Genomic DNA, 20,444 nt, shown 5'->3' on the forward strand with positions numbered 1-20,444 from the left:
CGTTGCAGCTAGATGGCGTCTTTCAAGAGGACATCCAGAAGTGTGATGGCGGCTGCCTTGTCCAGTGGGTTGTTCTTGTTGCCGCATTTGGGCGACTGCACACAGGACGGGCAGCCGGCTTCGCATTCGCAGGCCTTGATGGCCTCCCGTGTTGCTGTAAGCCACACCTTGGCCTTTTCAAAGCCGCGCTCGGCAAATCCGGCGCCGCCAGGGTGACCGTCGTAGACGAAGATCGTCGGTACCCCAGTGTCGGCATGCAGGGCAGTGGAGACACCGCCAATGTCCCAACGGTCACTGGACGCCACCAGCGGAAGGAGGCCGATCGCCGCGTGTTCTGCAGCATGCAATGCACCGGGGAATTGCGCTTCCACCAAGCCGGCACCATGCAGTGACCTGTTGTCCACAACGAACCATACGGCCTTGGTGAACAAATCCCTGGCCCCGAGATCAAGCGGCTCCTCGCCCAGGATCTCGTTCGATATCAATGCCTTGCGCTGGAAGGAAACAACTTGGGTTGTGACCTTTACGTCCCCAAAGTGCGCAGTGATCTCGCCCCATTGGACCGAGCGCGAGGTTTCCAGGACTTCGATCTGCGTTACATCCCGTGCCGTGGTGTAAAAATCGGGGTTCACGCGCCTCACCATGACGCAGTGGTCCGCCTCGTTGAGTTCCTCCACCAGGTAGCTGTCCCCCTGGTGGACGTAGATCGCCCCGGTGTGTGCCTGATAGTGGGTCTGCGGCGAGTCCATCGTCCCCAGAAGCGAACCTGTCTCGGCGTCAACGATGCTCACAGGGCCACCTCCGTCAGCACGCAGGTTCACCATGCCGGCTGCGCTCTCCGGATGGGTCCAGAACCACCCCGCAGGGCGTTTGCGGAGATATCCCTGCAAGACCAGCCGGTCGAGGAGGCCTTCCGCTGTGGGCCCGAAGAGTTCGAGTTCAGCCGGGCCCACTGGCAACTCCGCTGCTGCCGCGCACAGGTGAGGTCCCAGGACGTACGGGTTTCCCGGATCAAATACTGTGGCTTCGACCGACACATCGAAGATAGCTTCCGGATGGTTCACAAGGTATGTATCCAAGGGGTCGTCGCTTGCCACGAACGCCGCTATGGCGTCCTGACCAGCCCTTCCTGCGCGTCCAATCTGCTGGAAGAGCGAGGCCCTGGTCCCTGGCCAACCGGCAACCAAAACCGCGTCAAGCCCGGAGATATCGATGCCGAGCTCCAAGGCAGAGGTACTGGAAACCCCCAGCAGCTGTCCGGACCGCAACGCTTTTTCCAAGGCACGCCGCTCTTCGGGAAGGTACCCGGAACGGTACGCGGCCACGCGGCTGGGCAAGCTGGGATCCACCTCATCCAGCAGTCGCTTGGTGATCGACGAAATCGACTCGGCGCCGCGCCGGGACTTGATAAAGGCAATGGTCCGAACCCGGGAGGAAACAAGGTTCGCCAGGATGTCCGCTGTTTCTGCCACGGCAGTCCGGCGTTGTTTGGCTCCGTTTTCACCCTTGACGTCCGTCAAAGCAGGCTCCCAGAACGCCACGGTCGTAGAGCCATGCGGAGAACAGTCTTCGGAAACTTCCCGGACCGGAGCACCGATGAGGCGTCCGAAGGAGACACCGGGCTCGGAGGCTGTGGCAGAAGCGGCGATGAATACGGGTTCAGGAAAGGAGGTGCCGGCGCCGTAGTAGGCGCAGATCCGGCGAAGACGCCTCATGAGGTTGGCTACGTGCGAGCCGAAGACGCCTCGGTAACTGTGAGCCTCATCCACGATCACATAGCGCAGCCTCCGGAAGAACCGCGCCCACCACGTGTGGTTAGGCAGAATGCCGAAGTGAAGCATGTCCGGGTTTGCCAGGATGAAATTGGCATGGTCGCGGATCCAACGGCGCGACGCGACGTCGGTGTCGCCGTCGTACGTTTCTGCTCGAACGGTAGGAAGCTTCAGCGAACGGATTGCAGCTAACTGGTCTGCCGCCAGTGCCTTCGTGGGAGACAAGTAAAGTGTCACGGCACCGTCGTCGTGGATCTTTCCGGGCTCGGAGAGTACCCTCAACTCCGAGCGGTGGATCGCATCCAGTGCGGGTAGTTGGTAGGCGAGCGATTTCCCTGAGGCGGTGCCCGTGGCGATCACCACATGCTGGCCTGCCTGGGCGAGGTTGGCGGCTCGGACCTGGTGTCGGTACGGTTCGTGGATGCCCAGCGAGCTGTAGGCCTGGACGATGTCCGGGTGCACCCATTCGGGCCACGGCTCGTTGACGGCCTTGCGCGCAGGGATGGTGTGGACATGGCGCAACTGCTCCGGGTCCGGGTTCCGGCCCAGCAAAGAGATCAGCRAATTCGGTGCAGCCACCAAATCATTCTGTCACTCTGTTGCGGCGCGGACGGCGACGCCCACCGCGGCACCCGATGAGGCCGCCGTCGAAGGTCCGCTAAACAAGCATCCTCACGCTACAGAGAGGTCCGAACCTTCACTGCTGCTGACGGACATCATCAGAACGTGGCACACCACATCCCACCCAAGGTGGGAGTAAAGCTTTTGGCCGTCCAAGGATGCCAGGAGAAGCCCGTTCTGGACGTCGTGCTCGAACGCTTGGGCGGCGAGGGCCTTCATGATGAAACTTCCAAGGCCGCGGCGCTGGAATTGAGGCTCAGTGACGATCTTGTCGAAAACCGCGGTGCCGTTGACCACGTATACCCGGCCGCTCGCGGCCACGTTCTCGCCCGAGTGAACCACCGCATGATGGACGCCGTTGGTTTCCGAGGTAGCGAGTTCGAGGTCATCGTCAGGCAGCCATGGGTCCTCGGAATCCTGCGTTTCCATGTCCACGATCATCATGGTCTGTGAGGCAGAAGTGACATTCAGCCCATGCTGCTCGGCCAAGTACTTATAACGTTGGACGTCGTTGGTCAGCACGGTCAGGATCCGTGTCTCGGCTTCGGCAGTCTTAGCCGCCAGCGCGGCGAACTCTTCATCGGAGGGATCGTGGGCGAAATACTCCCAGTCACCCGTCTTATCGGCCCGCAGCGCGGCGGGGAAGCGTCCCTCTTGACGCGACTCATAGCCCCGGCAGCCGGACCAGCCGGCCACCCAGACTTCCAAGAGGTGCGCGATGTCTTCAACCAAGGCGTCTGGACTCATGTAGAGAGACTATGTCAGCGCCCGGGGAAGCAACAGGGTCCGGTCAGAGGAACAATCCGTGCTTATGAAATTGTGACTTCGACGCGTGGAACTGAACCCATGCTCTCTAGGTTTTCAGTGGGTCTGTCAGCGAGGCGCAGAGGATTTTAGTCCACCCAGTACCCTTTAATAGTGGCTTTAAACCGGATCGTACTTTTCTATGGCTTTACCCCGATCGCCGACCCCGACGCCGTGCGTCTGTGGCAGCGTGCCCTCTGCGAGAAATTGGGCCTTACCGGCCGGATCCTGATCTCCAAGGACGGTATTAACGCCACAGTTGGCGGCGAGCTCAACAACATGAAGCAATACGTAAAAACCACCCGCGAATACAAGGGCTTCCACGACATCGACTTCAAGTGGTCCGAGGGCGGGGCCGCCGATTTCCCCCGCCTCAGCGTTAAGGTCCGCGACGAGATAGTTTCCTTCGGGGCTCCCGGGGAACTGAAGGTCGACGAAAAGGGCGTGGTGGGCGGAGGCAAGCATCTCCAGCCTGAAGAACTTCATTCCCTGGTGGACGCAAAGAAAGCGGACGGGGAAGAGGTGGTGTTCTTCGATGGCCGCAATGCCTTCGAGGCGCAGATCGGCAAGTTCAAGGACGCCATCGTTCCGGACGTCGCCACTACACATGACTTCATCACGGAACTGGAATCCGGCAAGTATGACGCCCTCAAGGACAAGCCCATTGTCACTTACTGCACGGGCGGCATCCGCTGCGAGGTGCTCTCCAGCCTGATGGTCAACCGTGGTTTCAAAGAGGTTTACCAGCTCGACGGCGGGATCGTTCGCTACGGCGAAACCTTCAAGGACAAGGGCCTCTGGGAGGGCTCGCTCTATGTTTTCGACAAACGCATGCACGTAGAGTTCAGCGACGAAGCAAAGACCATTGGAGAGTGCGTCCGCTGCGCCGCGCCCACCAACAAGTTCGAGAATTGTTCCAACCTGAGCTGCCGGACACTGACCCTCTACTGTGCAGAATGTGCCTCAAGTCCTGAAACCCTTCGCTGCCCCGGAGGCTGTGAAGCCGCCTGAGGCGCAACTCAATCAGAGCCTGCTGACCCGGTAGGCGAAATTCGCGTCGGATCTGGCACCCACAGTGATGGCCAGGATGGCGTCCTTTTCCAACTGCACCACGCTCACCCGGGCATTGGCGCATCCCAACGTCAGGTCAACCAAAGCCGTCTCGCCCACGCTGACTGCGAATGAAACGCGTCGAGTGCCTCGGCACGCCAGTGTCACGGCATACGTTCCGCCGGGCAACTGCACGGTCTGTTCAGTTCTGGACTCGCCGGAGTTCAGGAATCCGCTGCTGGAATAGAATGATTGCCCCTGCGATTCCGGCAAGGCCGCCTTGGCCCACTCTTTCAGGGCCTCACCCGTAACGGTTTGCTCCAAGGCTGGGTCGGGAGGAAGCACGACATTGCTGCCGGTAGTGTCTGTGGGGCTGGAATCGGCACGCCCGCCGTCGTCATAGGTGTACTCGCACGCCGTCAGCGCGCTACACAGCACGAGCAAGAGTCCGACGGCGGCACTTGCCAGCCGTCTGGACATAACCGAGCCAGCCACCTTGCTGCCCATATGGTGACTTTACGCTTGCCCGGAGGCCCGCCATAGGGCTGCGGAAGGGGTTTAATTAGCGCTGGGTACCAGCTGGTACGCAAAGATCAGCGGGGCATCCACACTGCTCGTGGAGATGCTAAGAGCGGCAGTGGCGGGGACTTTGATCTTCACCATTTCAAGGCTGCCGTTGCAGGCGGCTCCCGCATCGGCAATTTGCTTTCCACCGGATGAGACGGCGAAGAACACCTTCCCTCCTCCATCACAAGCCATCATGAGTGTGTAATTCCCCGCGGGAACGCTGGGTGAGTCCTTAACCAAGGGGTCCCGGTTCAGGATCTTGCCGGAATCCTCCAACGTCACGGTGCTGGCTGTGGGAAGAATCTTGTCTTTCCATGCCGGTACATCGGCATGTTCGACGCTGACCGGACCCTGGCAGGCTGTGGCCGCCAGTAGCGTCCCCGCAGCAATGACAACAAGGCCTGCGCGGCGCCTTGTGGAGGAGAGGTTGAGCATGCTTCCACGCTACCGGGTCCCACAGCAAGGTTTTGTCCACATAGCCCAAACCACGAACGCCTGCCATGAAGCAGCCCCCATAGACTTGCAATGTGACTCAAACCCCCGAAATATTTACCGTTGGCAATACTGACGACGCCCCACGCAGCGACCACCCGGAGCTCTTGGCGTTGCTCGCCTCTGACCTTCGCGCCATCTCCTACACGGTCGACGGCGTGGCGGAGCTTCTGGGGGAATCCGCCTATGCCGCACTGAACAGGGACCAGGTCATTCCAGCGTTGTTGGTGAGCGAACGCTTGTCCAAGAGCGGCGTGGAAACCACCCGTGCGCTGTCCGTCATAGTGCGGCTGTGGTTGCTTGCTGTCCCACAGCCCCAGTCCGATGTTGACTTTGCGCTCCCCACCATCGGTGCCCAAGGCCTCGCCCGGCTCGGACTTGTGACCCTGGAGGCCGGCGTTGCCACGGCCAAGGTGGATCTACGCCCCTACGGCTGGGAGGCCAATGAAGATGGCAGCGGGGGAGCGGAGCTTTGGGTGGCCAGCGATCTCGCTGCCCACCAACAAGCAGGGGTCCTGAGGCACGATCATGTGCTGGGGATAGGGCGGGCATCAACAACCCTTGTGCAAACAACCATCAGGCAGCACACGCATCGTGCGCTGGATCTCGGGACAGGCTGCGGCATCCAGACGTTCCACTTGTTGCATCACTGCGAACACGTCACGGCAACCGACATTTCCGAGAGGGCGCTCGCCTTCACCCGTTTCAATCTGGTCCTCAACGCTGCGGAACTGGACCTGGATCCAAACAACCTGGAAGCGCGCGTGAGCCTGCGCCTGGGCTCGCTCCTGGAACCCGTGGCAGGGGAGCGCTTCGGCCTCGTCGTCTCTAATCCGCCGTTTGTCATTACGCCGCGCAGCACAGGCGAGTCCTCGGCTGACCAATTTACGTACCGGGACGGTGGCCTACCCGGTGACGAGATCGTCGCATCGTTGGTGCGAACGTTGGCCGATGTCCTTGAACCCGGCGGCACAGCCCAGATGCTTGGCAACTGGGAGATCCGCGAAGGGACCCAGTGGCATGACCGGCCTTCCGCATGGCTCCAAGATTCGGGTTTGGATGTTTGGTTCATTCAACGTGAGCAGTTGAACCCGGAGCAGTACGCCGAGACCTGGCTGCAGGACGCCTCGGAGAACCGGGACCGCAGCCACTACCAGGAGTCGTACGCCGCGTACCTCGAGGACTTCGGATCGAGGGATGTCGAAGGAATCGGCTTTGGCATGATTTGGTTACGCCGCCCACAAAGTTCAGACGACGTACGCTTCAGCCGGTTTGAGGAAATTACCTACCCCATTGAGCAACCCATCGGACCCCACCTCGGCGCGGCCGTGGAGCGCGCCGACTGGCTTGCAGCCAGCAGTTTGCCGGAAGTACACCTTGTAGTGGCCGAGGACGTCACCGAAGAGCGCCATCAGCGTCCTGGGGCTGTGCATCCAGGCGTGATCCTCCTCCGGCAGGGGGCTGGCCTTCGTCGGACAAACCTGCTCAGCACTGAGCTGGCGGGCTTTGTTTCTGCTTGTGATGGCGAATTATCCGTACGGCAGATTGTCGGCGCCTTGGAAGCACTTCTGGGAGGCACAGACGACTTCGATTCAGGATCCTTCCGCAAAGGGCTTCTTGCCGAAGTGCGGAATCTCGTCCTGGATGGCTTCCTCCTTCCCGACGTGCCGGAGGCGTCCGCATGAACAGTGCACGGCCGCCGCGGCCACTCCGCACCAAGCCCGCGGCAAGTGACCGTGATTACACTGAGGAAGTGATTGCGAACAACGAGACATCCCAGGCGTCAGGCGATACCCCCCGGCGCAAGAGGGCCGAGAAAACGGTTGAGATAACCGATCCCAAGGCCATCCGCGCCTTGGCGCACGCTGCCCGTCTCGAAGTCATCTCCGAGCTCTACGCCACGCAGGTAAGCCACACGGCTACTGAGCTCGCGGCCCGTACCGGCCTGACCCCAAGTGCCATGAGCTACCACCTTCGCGCACTGCAAAAATGGGGGATCGTAGCCCCGGCCGAAAATGCCGGCGATGCAAGGGAACGCCGGTGGAAGGCTGCTGGAACTGATTTCCGAATTTCAGGCGGCAGTGCAGCCAGCCCGGAGATCGCAGTGGTCGATCTTGAGCTGGACGCCTTCCGGCGCAGGGCATCAGCTTTTGCCAAGGCCCGCGGGGAGCGCCGGCAGCGTGGCGAAGCGGCGGAAGAACCGGCGTCGGTGGTGCTGGCGAGCAATTTGCTGTACTTAACCAACCAACAGCGCAAGGAGCTTTCTGAACGGATCCGGGAGGTCCTGCGGGAGTACGAACTCGAAGACCCTACCCGGATTCCGCAAGGTGCCGAGCGTGTTGCTACTCTGTGGTCAATGATCCCGGATGACCGCATGGCACCTGGGCACTAGGGGTCCGGCCAGCCCCCCGGATTTCCACGCCAGAACGCAGGATTCTGCAATCTATGGTGAACTAGGCCAATATGGGCACCAGCCCAATTACACATTTTTTCTGTAGGAGCACCGTGCCCAGCAAGGCAAAAACCGGCAAGAAACTCGTGATCGTGGAGTCTCCGGCCAAGAGCAAGACCATCGCCAAGTATCTTGGCGAGGGCTTCATCGTCGAGGCTTCCATCGGCCATATCCGGGATCTCCCGCAGCCATCGGACCTCCCTGCAGAACTGAAGAAGACCTCGCTGGGCAAGTTCGCCGTCGACATCGAAAACGACTTCAAGCCGTACTACGTCGTATCCCCGGATAAGAAGAAGAAGGTCGCCGAACTCAAGGCCCAGCTGAAAGACGCTGACGCGCTCTATCTCGCAACCGATGGGGACCGCGAGGGCGAAGCCATCGCGTGGCACCTCCTTGAGGTCCTTAAACCCAAAGTTCCCGTGTATCGCATGACCTTTGGTGAAATCACCAAGGAAGCGATTCACCGTGCCATGGATAACCTGCGCGACGTCGACACCGCACTGGTTGATGCCCAGGAAACCCGGCGTATCCTGGACCGGCTCTACGGCTATGAAATCTCACCGGTTCTGTGGCGCAAGGTTGCCAGGGGACTCTCCGCGGGACGCGTGCAGTCCGTGGTTACCCGCATGGTGGTCGACCGTGAACGCGAACGTATGGCCTTCCGGGCCGCCTCCTACTGGGACCTGACGGGCCAGTTCGGAGCCGACTCGGGCTCGTTCAAGGCGAAGCTTGCCGCAGTGGACGGTTCCAAGGTGGCCAGTGGTCGTGACTTTAACGACAACGGCCAGCTCACATCCTCCAACGTGGTTCACCTCAACGAGGAACTCGCAACGTCGTTGGCCGCAGGTCTGCAGAACGCCGATTTCCGCGTTCGTTCGGTAGACACCAAGCCGTACACCCGGCGCCCTGCCGCACCGTTCACCACCTCCACGCTGCAGCAGGAAGCCGGCCGAAAGCTCCGCTTCTCCTCGAAGAGCACCATGCAGGTCGCCCAGCGCCTGTACGAAAACGGCTACATCACTTATATGCGTACGGACTCCTCTGCCTTGAGCGATGAAGCTGTCACAGCAGCCCGCCGCCAGGCTGCGGAGCTCTACGGCCCCGAGTACGTGCCCCAAAGCCCCCGCGTGTACGCCAACAAAGCTGCAAATGCGCAAGAGGCCCACGAGGCCATCCGCCCCGCAGGTGACTCGTTCCGCACTCCCGCCCAGGTGGCCAAGCAGCTCAGCGGCGACGAATTCCGGTTGTACGAGCTCATCTGGAAGCGCACGGTCGCATCCCAGATGGCCGACGCCAAGGGCTCCACAGCCACCATCCGCCTCGGTGCCGTAGCAGCCGACGGACGCGACGCTGAATTCTCGGCATCGGGTACCGTTATCACCTTCCCCGGATTCCTCGCCGCCTATGAGGAGGGCAAGGATGAGAGCCGCGGAGATGACGACTCCGATGAAGCGCGCCGCCTCCCGAACGTGGCCAAGGATGACTCCCTGACGGCCTCGGACATCGTGGCCGTGGGGCACGAGACTTCACCGCCTCCGCGGTACACGGAAGCGTCGCTGACTGCTGAGCTGGAAAAGAAGGGCATCGGCCGTCCATCGACCTATGCCTCCACGATTTCCACCATCCAGGATCGCGGTTATGTCCGCAAACAAGGTTCTGCCCTGGTTCCCAGCTGGATCGCTTTCTCGGTGATTCGCTTGCTGGAGCAGCACTTCACGGATTACGTCGACTATGAGTTCACCGCTGACATGGAAGGCGATCTGGACAAGATCGCCAACGGCCAAGCCGTGGGCGCAGCATGGCTGAAGCACTTCTACTATGGTGAAGACGCTGATCCCGGGCTGTTGAGCATCGTGAACAACCTCGGCGAAATTGACGCCCGGGAGATCAACTCCGTCCCCATAGCCGAGGGCATCACCCTGCGTGTGGGTAAGTTCGGACCGTACCTGGAAAGCAGCATCCCCACCGTTGATGAGAAGACCGGTGAAGTGGTGGAGTCCGCTCGGGCCAACGTCCCGGAGGAACTCGCCCCGGATGAGCTGACGGCCGCCAAGGCAATCGAGCTCATGGAAACTGCTGCTCCCGAGGAACGTGTCCTGGGAACCGATCCACACACCGGCCATACCGTGGTTGCCAAGAACGGCCGTTACGGCGCCTACGTCACCGAGATCATCCCCGAGATGACCGAGGAACAACTGGCAAACCAGCCTGTTGAGTATTACAAGAACGGCAAGCCCAAGCCTCCAAAGAAGCCTGTAAAAGCCAAGCCACGCACAGGTTCGCTGTTCAAGTCCATGACCGTGGACAGCGTCACCCTGGATGAGGCCCTGCAGCTCATGAGCCTGCCACGGGTGCTTGGCGAGGACGCTGAAGGAAATGTCATCACCGTCCAGAACGGCCGGTTCGGACCTTACCTGAAGAAGGGTACGGACTCCCGTTCCATCGGATCCGAAGAAGAAATCTTCACCATCACCCTGGAACAGGCCTTGGAGATCTACTCCCAACCCAAGCAGCGTGGTGCCCGGGCCGCCGTGCCCCCACTGGCCGAGTTTGGCCCGGACCCCGTGTCGGAGAAGAACATCGTCGTGAAGGAGGGCCGTTTCGGTCCGTATATCACTGATGGCGTCACGAACATCACGGTCCCGCGCTCAACCTCCCTTGAGGAACTGACCCGGGAACGCGCCGTCGAACTTCTTGCCGAGAAGCGGGCCAAGGGCCCCGTCAAGCGGACCACTACCCGCAAGGCGCCAGCCAAGAAGGCAACAGCCAAAAAGTAAAGCAGCAGCAAGACAGGATGCCGTCCGGGAAGCAAGCGAATTGCGTCCCGGACGGCATCGTGGTCGAGTAGAAGCATGACTGAACAGACGGCTTCACCGGACAACGGACCCTTGAACGACCTCGAAGCGAAGCTCGCCTTGGCTGAACAGCCGGACGCCAACCCGGTGGACGTCATCCTTGCTTTCCTGAACAACGAGGTCTATCTCATCAGTTCCGAAGCAGTGGATGGACCGGATTCTGCCGTAGAGCCATTGGTCCTTTCGAACGCCGACGGACAGCCCGTTCTGGCGGTGTTCAGCCACCCGAGCCGCGTGGACGAGCGTTTCCTGGAAGCCGCTCCGCACATTCTGGGGACCATGGGTTCAGCGATCCTTGGCAACATCGGCGACGAACTGGGCATGGTCATCAACCCCGGAAGCGAATACGGCTTCGAAATCGATCCTGAAGGGATCGCCAACATCCGCCGCGACTTCAAACGGGCAGACGAAGCAGGGGAGCCAACGGAATAGCTGGCATCCTGGGCACGGGACGTCCGCCTGCCAGCGAAACGTGGACGCCAAGTTGCTTCCCCGGCTTCGAATCGGTGAATAATGGCAGAATGCGTCTTGGCGTTCTCGATATCGGTTCAAACACCGTCCACCTGCTGCTCGTGGATGCCCATCCCGGCGCCCGCCCAGTGGCTTTTGCCTCCCACAAACGGCCACTTTCCCTGGTGCAATACCTCGACGGTGATGGCAACATCAACGATGCCGGACAGACTGAGCTGATTGAGTTCGTCCTGGAGGCGTGGGAATTCGCAGCCCGCCACAAGGCTGAGGATTTGCTCGCGTTTTGTACCTCGGCGATCCGTGAGGCAACCAACGGAGCCGAGGTCCTGGCCCGGGTCAAACACGAGACCACGGTGACGCTACAGGAGCTCACTGGCAGCGAAGAAGCGTCGATGACCTTCTTTGCCGTTCGTCGTTGGTACGGCTGGGGCGCCGGCCCGATTCTGGATCTGGACATTGGCGGTGGATCCTTCGAAATGGCGTATGGCACGGACGAACTCCCGGAATTCGCTACATCCGTTCCCTTGGGAGCCAGCAGGCTGACGCGGGATTGGCTCCACGAAGATCCACCCAGCGCGAAGAGCGTCAAGGAGTTGAGGCGGTACATCCGCTCTACGCTCAAACCTGTTGTCCGCAACTTTCACGAGCTCGGCCGCGCCAACCTGGTGGCAGGGACCTCCAAGACGTTCCGCTCCCTTGCCCGGATCGCCGGTGCTGCCCCCAGCGGAGCCGGTCCTTATGTAAAACGGGAACTCCACGCCGCCGATCTTGGCTTGTGGGCCCAGCGCATATCCGCCATGAAGGTCGAGGACCGGTTGTACCTCCCCGGCGTTTCAGATGCGCGCGCCCGACAGTTGCTGGCCGGGGCTCTGGTTGCAGAAGCCGCGTTGGAACTCTTCGAATTCCCTAAAATGGAAATTTGTCCGTGGGCTCTGCGTGAAGGGCTGATCCTTCGCCGCCTGGACCAGTTGGTCTTCGAGGACGCAGTGGATCCCGCCCCACACGTCGGGAAGCGCAAGAAGGACAAGTCCAAGAAAAAAGCAGTCAAGGAAGGCGACAAGACGACGGACAACGACGAGCCCCAGCCCAGCTTTGAGGAGTTCCCAGTGCCGCTGAACACAGTGCCGGTGAACAACCCTGCCCCTGCACCAATCCCGGCACCTGCTGCAGGCGGGCTGGCTTCCTGAGATGAGTACCGACGTCGAGCCCTTTGCAAATAACCGCCACATCCCGGTGGCGCTGTCCAGTGCCTCCGTTTATCCGCTGAGCGTCCATGATGCTTTCGCGGTTGCCCAGGACCTTGGCTATGAAGGCGTTGAGGTCATGGTCACCAACAACGCCGTGAGCCAGAATCCTGACGCACTCATCCAGCTGAGCCATCGCTACCACCAAGAGATCGTCTCTATTCACGCGCCCACTTTGCTGCTCACCCAGCAAGTCTGGGGAGCTGCATGGAACAAGATCGAGAAGTCGTGCCAGATGGCCAGGGAAGTTGGCTGCGACACCGTGGTGGTCCATCCGCCATTCCGCTGGCAGTCGAACTATGCCGAGAACTTCGCCGCGGGTGTTCGGGAGATCGCGGCGATGTACCAAGTGCACATCGCGGTGGAGAACATGTACCCGTGGCGCGTCCGCGGACGGGAGGCTGTTGCCTACCTTCCGCACTGGGATCCGTTGGGACAGGATTACGACGACGTCACCTGGGACTTCTCGCACGCGGCAACTGCGGGGGCCAATAGTTTGGAAGCCATCCAGGCGTTGGGCAGTAAACTCCGGCACGTTCACCTCACAGATGGTTCAGGATCCGGAAAAGACGAGCATCTGGTGCCGGGCACGGGGACGCAGCAGTGCGCGGATGCCCTCCAACACCTTGCATCCAACGGCTTCAGCGGTGTTGTGGTGGCGGAGATTTCGACCCGCAAGGCCAAGGTGGCAGGCGAGCGCGAAGAAATGTTGGCGGAGACGCTTCGTTTCGCCCGGCAGCACCTCAGCATCCCGCTGGTGCGCTCACACGATAATTAGTAGCCAACGCAATTAAAAGCGAAAGCACCGCTAAAAGCGAAAGCACCGGCGGCCGAATCGGGAAATGGGGGAAAAACCCGCCCCGGCCACCGGTGCTGTTGGCGGACATCCCCATGCCCGCCTCATCACTCGCACCCTCAATGAGGTAACTACTAAGTTACGGACCAAGGTTGGGTGCTGCCTGCAATATTCTTGGGAACAAGCTGGGAATCCGGACAGCGTTCGACCCCTCCATGGGCAAACTGCCATGATGGTGCAATGAGCAACCGAATCGCATTCCTTGGCTGTGGATCCATGAACGAGGCAATTCTGGCCGGTCTCCTTGCCGCCGGAACTGACCCATCTGATGTCGTCGCCACTGTCCGACGTGCCGAGCGTGCAGAAGAGCTTGCGCAGCGGTACGGCGTTATGGCGATCGCCGGCGAGGAAGAGCCGGACAACAACAAGCTTGCAAGCAAAGGTTCCGGCATAGTCATCCTTGGCGTCAAACCAATTGGCATTACAGACCTTGCGCGGGAAATCAGCCCGGCACTCGCGAAGGACACCGTTGTTGTAAGCGTGGCAGCTGCGGTCTCCATCGCACAGCTTGAGGCCGCCCTTCCAGAGGGGCAGCCGGTGATCCGCACCATGCCGAACACACCCGCAAAGCTGGGGCGCGGCGTCGTATCTGTCTCGCCCGGAACGCACTGCACGCCCGAACAGCTGGAGAAGGTGAAGGCAGCGCTGGCAGGTGCCGGCAAAGTCGTGGAGGTGCCCGAGGAACAAGTGGACGCTTTGTCCGCCATCAGTGGATCCGGCCCGGCCTACGCGTTCTATTTGGCTGAGGCCATGGCCGCTGCCGGTGTTGAGTTGGGGTTGGACGCCGAACTGTCCGTCATGCTGGCCCGCGAAACGGTGGCGGGCGCCGGTTTCATGCTGGCAGAACCGGGTGCGGACCCCACTGCCCTTCGCGTTGCCGTAACCAGTCCCAACGGAACCACCGAGCGGGCTATCGCAGCATTCGACGACGGCGGGATCCCCAGGATCATTGCCGAAGGAGCCCGTGCAGCTGCTACCCGGGCGGCGGAGATCACCAAGCAGTTGGGCTAGTCCCCAACCAACCGCACCTACGGCCGCGCTGCGAAGCGCTCCAGGAGATCAACGTGTCCGGACACGATCAACATGTCGTGGCCGGACACCTTGGTTTCCGGCCGCGCATATGTGAAGTCCTCGCCGGGAGTCTTCACGCCGACGATCGTCACGCCGTATTTGGAGCGCACCTTGGATTCTTCCAGGGTGAAGCCCACAGTTTCCTTGGGCGGATACATCTTGACGATCGCGTAGTCGTCGTCGAACTCGATGAAGTCCAGCATGCGCCCTGAGACCAGGTGCGCAGCACGGACCCCGGCGTCGGCTTCCGGGTAGATCACGTGGTTTGCGCCGATCCGGCTGAGGATCTTGCCGTGGGATGGGGTGATCGCTTTAACCCAGAGGTGTTGGATGCCCAGGTCCACCAGGTTCACAGTGATGAGTACCGAGGACTCGATGGACGTGCCCACGCCTACCACGGCGGAGCTGAACTCTTGGGCCCCCAGCTGGCGCAGGGCATCGATGTTCGTGGCGTCGGCCTCCACCACGTGGGTGAGCACAGGCGCCCATTTCTGGACCAGGGTGCGGTCACGTTCAATCGCCAGGACTTCCCGGCCTTGCTTGACCAATTGCTCGGCTGTGGCCGACCCGAACCGGCCAAGGCCAATGACCAGCACTGGTGCGTTGTGGGCGGGACGGTTGGGCGCCCCTGTGGTACTAGCCAATGATTGGCCTCTCTTCCGGGTAGTGGTACAGCTGGCTGCGCTGGCGCAGGGCCAGGCCGGCAGCGAGGGTTACGGTGCCCACACGGCCTGCGAACATGAGTACGGTCAGGACGTAAACGCCCGACGGCGGCAGCTCGGCGCTGAGGTTGGTGCTCAATCCCACGGTGGCAAAGGCGGAGATGGTTTCAAAGAGCACTCTGTCCAGTGTTGCGCCGCTGATGGAGAGCAGCAGGAATGCCGCGACCGAGACAAGGGTGGCACCGGCAACGATCACGGAAATCGCCACCCGCATGGTGCCTTGGGGAATCGTTCGGCCGTAGACCTTCACATCGGCATCGCCACGGGCCTCGGCGACGATGGCGAGGAACATGACGGCGATGGTGGTCACCTTGATGCCGCCGGCCGTGGACGCCGAGCCGCCGCCGGCAAACATGAGGGCATCCGTGAGGAGCATGGTGGTGGATTCCATGTGGTTTTGGTCCACCAGGTTGAATCCGCCTGAGCGCGTCATCACGGAAGCAAAGAGGGAATGGATGAGCTTGTCACCCAGGTCCATGTGCGCGATGGTCCGCACGTTGTCCCATTCCATGAGCGCCCACAGGACTGTGCCGGCGAGCAGCAGGATGAAGGACACCTGGATGGTGATCTTGGTGTGGAGGTTCCACTTCTTCCAGTTCAGGCCGTTCTGTTGGAGGACCATCACTACGGGGAAGCCGAGGCTGCCAAGGAACACGCCCAGCATGAGTGGAACGAGGATCCAGAGGTCGGTCTCGTAGGGGACGATGCCGTCCGAGTGCGGCGTAAATCCGGCATTGTTGAAGGACGAGATCGAGTAGAAGACTCCGTGCCAAACCGACTGCCAGAAGGGCTCTCCGAGGAGCATGAAGCGGGGGATCAGCGCAAGGGCAAGCGCGCCTTCGATCACCACGGAGGTCACGATGACGATGCGGAGCAGCGTACCTACTTCACCAAGCCTGCCGGCGTTGTTCATGGCTTCCTGGGCGATGAGCTTGCCGCGGACACCAAGCCGCTTGCTGACCATGAGCGCCAACAGTGAAGCCAGGGTCAGAGTGCCAAGGCCGCCCACAAAGATGCCCACCAAAATAATGAGCTGGCCGAGGAAGGACCAGTGGGTCGCGGTGGAAACCACGGTCAGGCCGGTAACACAGACACTGGAAACTGCCGTGAACATGGCCTGGTGGAGAGGCGTAGGTTCGCCCGACGCCGAGGAAAATGGCAAGGACAACAGGCCTGTAAAGAGTAGGATCACCGAGGCGAAAGCGACCAAGGCCAAACGGGCCGGGGAAGTGTTGGCGATGTTGTCAATGAAGTCGCGCGCACGCGTGAAAATCCACAGACCTTCACGTTCCTGCTGGCCGGGTTGCCAGTTGGCCGGGCTCACGGAGCGCGACTGGCTTTGAGACATGGGGTTCTTCCTCGGTTGAACATGCTTTCCTGAGTAGTAAACCACTATTCCTGCGGCGTAACCGGGCGGTAGTGCAGCGCGGCCTCAGGTAGCCTGTTCTGGATGAACTCCAGGCTTGGAACAACTGCTTCCAGCATTACGCGATCCGCACTGCCAACGACGGTGGTGTGGGATCCAGCCATGACTGCTTACAACTTTGGTCCCAGCCATCCTATGGCCCCGCAGCGCCTGGAGTTAACGGCGAGGCTCGCGGAATCCCTTGGTCTTTTCAACCACAGCCATGTGGCGGTGGAGGCGCCGGAGCTGGCCACCGACGTCGAACTTTGCTCGGTGCACAGCGCGGACTATGTGGAGGCCGTCCGCCGGGTGAGCGAGAATCCTGGCATGCCGGAGGAAGGACGTGGTCTTGGAACGGAGGATGATCCTGCGTTCGCCGGTATGCATGAGGCCAGCGCCCGGCTCGCCGGTGGCTCTTTGCTCGCTGCGGAATCCATTCTGTCCGGCAAAGCCGTCCGTGCCGTGAATTTCAGTGGCGGAATGCACCATGCAGCACGTGACCGCGCGAGCGGTTTTTGCGTCTACAACGACGTCGCGATTGCCATCCAACGGCTGCTGGATGGCGGCGTGCAGCGCGTCGTCAGCATCGACGTCGACGCCCACCACGGCGACGGAACGCAAAGCATCTTTTGGAATGACCCCCGCGTCATGACGATTTCCCTGCATGAGTCCGGTCTTACCCTCTTTCCGGGAACGGGTTTTGCCAATGAAACCGGTGGGCCTGATGCGCAGGGCACGGTTGTCAACGTCGCGTTGCCGGCGTTCACCGGAGATGCCGCGTGGCTTCGCGCCTTCCATGCGGTGGTACCGCAGCTGGTTGCCGCCTTCAATCCCGAGGTGATTGTCAGCCAGCATGGCTGCGACTCGCACCGCCTGGATCCATTGACGCACCTCAACCTCAGCGTGGACGGGCAGCGTGAGGCGGCCAGCGCCGTGGCGAGCCTCGCCGCCAGGTACTGCGATAACCGCTGGATCGCCACAGGCGGGGGCGGCTACGACGTTACGGGTGTTGTGCCCCGTGCCTGGAGCCATCTGATCGGGATGGTGACACAGCGGCCGGTGCCCTTGAGCACCCCTGTGCCAGAAGCGTGGCGTAACTATGTCAGGGAAACTTACGGCGTGTGGGCTCCGGAGTCGATGGGCGACGACGTGGATGTTTGGTGGCGCTCTTGGGAAGTTGGATACGACCCAGCGGACGAGGTGGACCGCACGGTCATTGCCACACGCAAGGAGATCTTCCCTTTGTACGGGCTGGATCCCTGGTTCGATTAGCCGGTCTTAACTGACGAGCTATGGCTCGGACTTCTCCGTCTGGAAGACCACGCCCGCAGCACCCACGAGCCAGCCCAGCAACGACAACGCAAAGGCTCCGATGAGGTCCGTGGACGCTTGGCCCTTGAACAGCCATAGCACCAGGACCAGCAAGCCCATGGTGATGTAAACCATGATGGCGAATATCACCCGTCCCGATAAACGCAGGGCAACCTCCGCCGGGCTGACGAGGGGACCGGATTCGCCAGCGTTCGTGTTGTCCCGCTTAACCTCCGAGATAGTGAACCCCAGTGCAGATGCCGTAAGCGAACTCAGGGACGTTGCGAGGACTCCCGCCGCGGTAACCAACGCTCCGTTCAGCTCAGGGGCGCTCAACCCACCGGTTGGAACCCAGGTGCCGACCCGGAGGAGCACCGCACTCCACACGAAGACGAATACGGCAAGGAACACCCCGGCGATGATGTTGAAGATTTGCCGCCGAAGGAAATCAGTCATTGCCCGCACCCCGTGCTTTTGGCGGCCGGGGCCTGGGAGCCCGGACGGACCGTGAGTCCGTTTTAGCATCGGCTCTTGATAGGGTCAACGATCCGGCGCCGTCGCGGCGCGAAACAGGGATGCCATTTGGCGTATATGTCGCTAGGGTGGGAGGCATGGTGACTGACGACGTATTTGCCGTCATAGCTGAGGCAACCAGGCGCGACATCCTGGTTTCACTCCGCTCTGGGGATAAAGCTGTAGGCGAACTGGTGGAAGAACTGGCTGCAAGCCAGCCCACTATCTCCAAGCATCTGAAGGTGCTCCGTGAGGCTGACCTCGTCAGCATGCGCGCCCAGGGGCAGAAGCGCTACTACGCGCTGAACCCGAAACCGCTGGCGGGCGTAGCCACGTGGCTGGAAACCTTCGACGTCGGACCCTCGGCTGCTGCCGCCGTCGAACAGTCCGTGGAAGCAGCCCCTCAAACGGTGGCTTCTGCTTCGCTTGTGGAACCCGCTGTGCCGGACGTCATCGAAACCCGCGCAGACGCCGTTAGTAAGGCCGTGAAAGTCCACTCAGATGGGATGCCCGTCTCGCTGGAACTCGCATCGGACGATACCGTCCCGCAGCAGATCGGCCGGACTGTTGGCCGTGCTGCCACTAAGGCAGCGGATCTGCTGGCCAACCTCCCGAACCTTCCCAACCTCCCGAAATTCGGTCGCAAGCGCTAGAGCGCTGTATCGAGGGCAATCCAACGTGATCTCCAACACGTTGTGAGGTTTCGTTAAGGTCCGTTTTCCTTGGATTTGCGGGGTTTTTCTACAGTTGTATTAACTCCAAGTGGAGGGTCACAATCCCATCGGATGGAGATCCTACCTCCGTTGGTGCAACCATGAGCGGGACTGAATCGTCTCGCCGCCGGTTGGCGCACTGAGGGATAGGAAGACGCATGGATTCGAGGCTCGAAGCTGTCAGGAACTCCGTGTTGGCGCGGAATCCGGGCGAGAAGGAGTTCCACCAGGCTGTCACCGAAGTCTTCGAAAGCCTGGGTCCGGTTCACGATCGGCACCCCGAATTCCTGGAAGGCGCCGTGCTGGAGCGTCTCTGCGAACCTGAACGGCAGATCATCTTCCGCGTACCGTGGACCGACGACTCTGGCCGCGTCCAAGTAAACAGGGGTTTTCGGGTGGAGTTCAACTCGGCGCTCGGCCCCTACAAAGGTGGACTCCGGTTCCACCCCTCCGTCTACCTGGGAATCATCAAGTTTCTCGGCTTTGAGCAGATCTTCAAAAATGCCCTCACAGGCATGCCGATCGGCGGTGGCAAGGGCGGTTCCGACTTCGATCCCCGCGGACGCTCGGATGCCGAGATCATGCGGTTCTGCCAGTCGTTCATGACCGAGCTCTACCGGCATATCGGTGAGTACACCGATGTTCCTGCCGGTGACATAGGCGTTGGCGGGCGCGAGATCGGCTTCCTCTTCGGCCAGTACAAGCGCATCACCAACCGCTACGAATCCGGAGTGCTCACCGGCAAAGGGATTTCCTGGGGTGGTTCGTTGGTCCGGCCGGAAGCCACCGGCTATGGCACGGTGATCTTTGCCCAGGAGATGCTCAAGTCCCGTGGCACTTCCTTTGACGGCCAGCGTGTTGTGGTGTCCGGTTCCGGAAACGTAGCCATCAATGCGATTGCCAAAGCGCAGTCGCTCGGTGCAACTGTGGTGGCCTGTTCCGACTCGGCCGGTTACATCGTGGACGAAGGAGGAATCGACGTCGGGCTTTTGCGTGACATCAAGGAAGTGGAACGCGCCCGGCTGACGGAATACGCGCTTCGACGGCCTGGATCCAGCCACGTAGCGGGCGGCTCGGTGTGGGACGTTAACGGCACGGTCGCGCTGCCTTGCGCCACCCAAAACGAGCTCGACGGCGATGCTGCCGCCAAGTTGGTCAGCAACGGCCTGATCGCGGTGGCCGAGGGAGCCAACATGCCGTCCACGCGTTCGGCGGTGTCAGTGTTTCAGGAGGCTGGCATTCTGTTCGGCCCGGGTAAAGCCGCCAACGCCGGGGGTGTTGCTACGTCCGCGCTGGAAATGCAGCAGAACGCCAGCCGTGATTCGTGGTCATTCGAGCACACGGAACAGCGGCTTACCGAGATCATGGTGGGCATTCACGATCGCTGCGCAGCTACCGCCGAAGAATATGGTTCGCCCGGTAACTATGTGCTGGGCGCCAACATCGGCGGCTTCGTCAAGGTAGCCGACGCGATGCTGGCTCAAGGCCTGATCTAGCGCACCCTTACCCAACTGGGGGACAGCAC

19 protein-coding genes are annotated in these 20,444 nt (G+C 61.1%); 11 read left to right on the forward strand and 8 right to left on the reverse strand.

Features of this window, described 5'->3' with window-relative positions; all coding sequences use genetic code 11:
• Positions 1-8: 8 nt before the first annotated feature.
• Both AB4Y87_RS05635 and AB4Y87_RS05640 read right to left on the reverse strand, forming a co-directional pair.
• Positions 9-2,351 carry a DEAD/DEAH box helicase gene (locus AB4Y87_RS05635; protein WP_442003442.1) on the reverse strand — a complete coding sequence of 781 codons (2,343 nt, stop codon included), beginning with the start codon at positions 2,349-2,351 and terminating at the stop codon, positions 9-11.
• Between the two features lie 93 nt (positions 2,352-2,444).
• Positions 2,445-3,140, reverse strand: a complete 696-nt coding sequence (locus AB4Y87_RS05640; protein WP_442003443.1) for a GNAT family N-acetyltransferase — start codon at positions 3,138-3,140, stop codon at positions 2,445-2,447.
• Positions 3,141-3,311: 171 nt separating this feature from the next.
• Between AB4Y87_RS05640 and trhO the strand changes: the two genes are divergently transcribed.
• Complete coding sequence (trhO, locus tag AB4Y87_RS05645; protein ID WP_442003444.1) at positions 3,312-4,208, forward strand: oxygen-dependent tRNA uridine(34) hydroxylase TrhO; 897 nt, start codon at positions 3,312-3,314, stop codon at positions 4,206-4,208.
• Between the two features lie 12 nt (positions 4,209-4,220).
• Here trhO and AB4Y87_RS05650 read toward each other — a convergent pair whose 3' ends face one another.
• Both AB4Y87_RS05650 and AB4Y87_RS05655 read right to left on the reverse strand, forming a co-directional pair.
• Positions 4,221-4,754 (reverse strand): DUF6023 family protein, encoded by a 534-nt coding sequence (locus AB4Y87_RS05650; RefSeq protein ID WP_442003445.1) that lies wholly within the window; start codon positions 4,752-4,754, stop codon positions 4,221-4,223.
• A gap of 51 nt (positions 4,755-4,805) precedes the next feature.
• Positions 4,806-5,249 carry a hypothetical protein gene (locus AB4Y87_RS05655; protein ID WP_442003446.1) on the reverse strand — a complete coding sequence of 148 codons (444 nt, stop codon included), beginning with the start codon at positions 5,247-5,249 and terminating at the stop codon, positions 4,806-4,808.
• A gap of 92 nt (positions 5,250-5,341) precedes the next feature.
• Between AB4Y87_RS05655 and AB4Y87_RS05660 the strand changes: the two genes are divergently transcribed.
• From AB4Y87_RS05660 to proC, 7 genes are all read left to right on the forward strand, one after another.
• The gene (locus tag AB4Y87_RS05660) at positions 5,342-6,991 is read left to right on the forward strand and encodes a DUF7059 domain-containing protein (RefSeq protein ID WP_442003447.1); all 1,650 of its coding nucleotides are present in this window, start codon (positions 5,342-5,344) and stop codon (positions 6,989-6,991) included.
• On the forward strand, positions 6,988-7,698 hold the full coding sequence (locus tag AB4Y87_RS05665; protein WP_442003448.1) for an ArsR/SmtB family transcription factor: 711 nt from the start codon (positions 6,988-6,990) through the stop codon (positions 7,696-7,698). The genes AB4Y87_RS05660 and AB4Y87_RS05665 overlap by 4 nt, the downstream gene beginning before the upstream one ends.
• Before the next feature lie 113 nt (positions 7,699-7,811).
• A complete protein-coding gene (topA, locus tag AB4Y87_RS05670) occupies positions 7,812-10,535 on the forward strand; it encodes a type I DNA topoisomerase (protein ID WP_442003449.1) in 2,724 nt (907 codons plus the stop codon).
• A gap of 75 nt (positions 10,536-10,610) precedes the next feature.
• Positions 10,611-11,045 (forward strand): SseB family protein, encoded by a 435-nt coding sequence (locus AB4Y87_RS05675; RefSeq protein ID WP_224165298.1) that lies wholly within the window; start codon positions 10,611-10,613, stop codon positions 11,043-11,045.
• Between the two features lie 89 nt (positions 11,046-11,134).
• Positions 11,135-12,271, forward strand: a complete 1,137-nt coding sequence (locus tag AB4Y87_RS05680) for a Ppx/GppA phosphatase family protein (protein WP_442003450.1) — start codon at positions 11,135-11,137, stop codon at positions 12,269-12,271.
• 1 nt (position 12,272) lies between these two features.
• Positions 12,273-13,106, forward strand: coding sequence for a sugar phosphate isomerase/epimerase family protein (locus tag AB4Y87_RS05685; RefSeq protein ID WP_442003451.1), 834 nt, complete (start codon positions 12,273-12,275; stop codon positions 13,104-13,106).
• A 258-nt stretch (positions 13,107-13,364) separates the two neighbouring features.
• Positions 13,365-14,195 (forward strand): pyrroline-5-carboxylate reductase, encoded by an 831-nt coding sequence (proC, locus tag AB4Y87_RS05690; RefSeq protein WP_442003452.1) that lies wholly within the window; start codon positions 13,365-13,367, stop codon positions 14,193-14,195.
• 17 nt (positions 14,196-14,212) lie between these two features.
• On the opposite strand, the gene AB4Y87_RS05695 is transcribed toward proC, so the two are convergent.
• From AB4Y87_RS05695 to AB4Y87_RS05705, 3 genes are read right to left on the reverse strand one after another with little or no spacing between them, the layout of a single operon-like run.
• Positions 14,213-14,851 (reverse strand): potassium channel family protein, encoded by a 639-nt coding sequence (locus AB4Y87_RS05695; RefSeq protein WP_377652913.1) that lies wholly within the window; start codon positions 14,849-14,851, stop codon positions 14,213-14,215.
• A 40-nt stretch (positions 14,852-14,891) separates the two neighbouring features.
• A complete protein-coding gene (locus AB4Y87_RS05700) occupies positions 14,892-16,325 on the reverse strand; it encodes a TrkH family potassium uptake protein (protein WP_442003453.1) in 1,434 nt (477 codons plus the stop codon).
• A 44-nt stretch (positions 16,326-16,369) separates the two neighbouring features.
• Positions 16,370-16,507, reverse strand: coding sequence for a hypothetical protein (locus tag AB4Y87_RS05705; protein WP_442003454.1), 138 nt, complete (start codon positions 16,505-16,507; stop codon positions 16,370-16,372).
• On the opposite strand from AB4Y87_RS05705, the gene AB4Y87_RS05710 reads away from it, so the two are divergent.
• On the forward strand, positions 16,506-17,654 hold the full coding sequence (locus AB4Y87_RS05710; protein WP_442003455.1) for an acetoin utilization protein AcuC: 1,149 nt from the start codon (positions 16,506-16,508) through the stop codon (positions 17,652-17,654). The genes AB4Y87_RS05705 and AB4Y87_RS05710 overlap by 2 nt on opposite strands.
• 18 nt (positions 17,655-17,672) lie before the next feature.
• Here AB4Y87_RS05710 and AB4Y87_RS05715 read toward each other — a convergent pair whose 3' ends face one another.
• Complete coding sequence (locus tag AB4Y87_RS05715; RefSeq protein WP_442003456.1) at positions 17,673-18,149, reverse strand: hypothetical protein; 477 nt, start codon at positions 18,147-18,149, stop codon at positions 17,673-17,675.
• Positions 18,150-18,304: 155 nt separating this feature from the next.
• Between AB4Y87_RS05715 and AB4Y87_RS05720 the strand changes: the two genes are divergently transcribed.
• Positions 18,305-18,859 (forward strand): ArsR/SmtB family transcription factor, encoded by a 555-nt coding sequence (locus tag AB4Y87_RS05720; RefSeq protein WP_442003457.1) that lies wholly within the window; start codon positions 18,305-18,307, stop codon positions 18,857-18,859.
• A 218-nt stretch (positions 18,860-19,077) separates the two neighbouring features.
• A complete protein-coding gene (gene gdhA / locus AB4Y87_RS05725; RefSeq protein WP_442003458.1) occupies positions 19,078-20,415 on the forward strand; it encodes an NADP-specific glutamate dehydrogenase in 1,338 nt (445 codons plus the stop codon).
• Positions 20,416-20,444 lie beyond the last annotated feature (29 nt).

The sequence above is a fragment of the Paenarthrobacter sp. RAF54_2 genome, from assembly GCF_052113945.1.
GTDB lineage: Bacteria > Actinomycetota > Actinomycetes > Actinomycetales > Micrococcaceae > Arthrobacter.